The organism is Pseudomonadota bacterium (assembly GCA_034189865.1).
Classification (GTDB): domain Bacteria; phylum Pseudomonadota; class Gammaproteobacteria; order UBA5335; family UBA5335; genus JAXHTV01.
Map to the genome: position 1 here is coordinate 1 of JAXHTV010000071.1, position 1,679 is coordinate 1,679.

Consider the following 1,679-nt stretch of genomic DNA (forward strand, 5'->3'; position numbering starts at 1 on the left):
GTTCAGGCCATAGAGCATCCAGGCCTCGGCGGGCTCGCCGTCGCGTCCCGCGCGGCCGGTTTCCTGATAGTACGCCTCCAGGGTGGCGGGTAAGTCCAGATGGGCCACGAAGCGTACGTCCGGTTTGTCGATACCCATGCCGAAGGCCACGGTGGCCACCATGACCACGCCCTCGCCACGCTGGAAGCGGCGCTGGTTCACCGCGCGGATCTCGCCGTCCAGGCCGGCGTGGTAGGCCATGGCGTCGATGCCTTGTTCCCGCAGCCAGGCGGCGATGTCTTCGGTTTTACGGCGGGACAGACAATAAACAATGCCCGACTCGCCCGGATGGCTCTCGCGCAGCAAGTGCAGGAGCTGGCTTTTGGCGTTGCCGCGCTCGGCCACCCGGTAGTGGATGTTGGGCCGGTCGAAGCTGTGCACGAAGCAGGCGGCATCAGTGAGCGAGAGCCGCTCGAGAATCTCCGCCCGGGTGCGGGGTTCGGCCGTGGCGGTCAGCGCAATGCGCGGCACGGCCGGAAATTCGTTGGCCAGTGCCGCCAGGCGCAGGTATTCCGGGCGAAAGTCATGCCCCCATTGGGAGACGCAATGCGCCTCGTCGATGGCGATCAGCGCCAGCTCGCAGCGCTGCAGCAGTGCCAGGGTGCGCGGCTGCATGAGCCGTTCCGGGGCGATGTAGACCAAACTCAGCTCGCCGTTGAGCACGGCCGTCTCGGTGGCCGCTTGTTCCTCGGGCGAAAGGGTGGAGTTGAGGTAGGCGGCGGCGATGCCGAGCTGACGCAGCGCCGCGACCTGATCGGCCATCAGCGCGATCAGCGGCGAAACCACCACCCCCACGCCCGGCCGCAAGAGGGCGGGGATTTGGTAACACAGGGATTTGCCACCGCCGGTGGGCATGAGCACAAAGGCATCGCGCCCGCTCGTGAGGGTGTCGATAATCGCCTGCTGCTGGCCGCGAAAGGCGGCGTAGCCGTAGACATCCTGCAGCAGTGTTTCAGCGGTGGCCGGCATGGCGGGCGGATCTCGATTAATCGTGGCGATGGGCGGTGCCCGTTGGAAAATTCCGGGGGCATGGTTTATTTCGCTCAACTAAGTAACACAACGGCGGACGCACACGCCACCGGCGGGTGAGGGCTTTTGATGCTTGTGTTTGTCACGCATGGGGTGAATGGTGTTGGACGGGCGCCGGTTAACCCGGAATCGATGCGGTGGGCCTTGGCGGGCGGGAAGGGGGCGATGATGGATCGATCAGAAAAGTTTTGGGACAAAATCGCGGAGCGTTACGCCGAAAGGCCGATAACGGATGAGGCTTCGTACCAACGGAAGCTCGAGATGACGCGCGCGTTCCTGCGCCCGGATATGGCGGTGCTGGAGTTCGGTTGCGGTACGGGCTCGACAGCGATTGCTCATGCGCCGTTTGTAAAGCACATACAGGCAATTGATGTCTCATCGAAAATGATTGAAATCGCACAACGAAAGGCGGCCGAGAACGCCATTGAAAATGTCACCTTCCGCCATGCCGCCATTGATCAGGTCGACATCCCCGACAGTTCCCTGGACGCGGTTTTGGGGCTTAACGTTTTGCACGTGCTGACCAACTGGCAGGAGATTCCGGCACACGTTCATCGGATGCTCAAGCCGGGGGGCGTGTTTGTCAGCAGCACCATGTGTCTTGGCGATTC

At 63.1% G+C, this 1,679-nt stretch carries 2 protein-coding genes; one reads left to right on the top strand and one right to left on the bottom strand.

Annotated features, from left to right (window positions below):
* A partial coding sequence (locus SVU69_13775; protein ID MDY6944066.1) for an ATP-dependent DNA helicase RecQ occupies positions 1-1,008 on the bottom strand: 1,008 nt, incomplete at its 3' end.
* Positions 1,009-1,329: 321 nt separating this feature from the next.
* Here SVU69_13775 and SVU69_13780 point away from each other — a divergent pair.
* A partial coding sequence (locus tag SVU69_13780) for a class I SAM-dependent methyltransferase (protein MDY6944067.1) occupies positions 1,330-1,679 on the top strand: 350 nt, incomplete at its 3' end.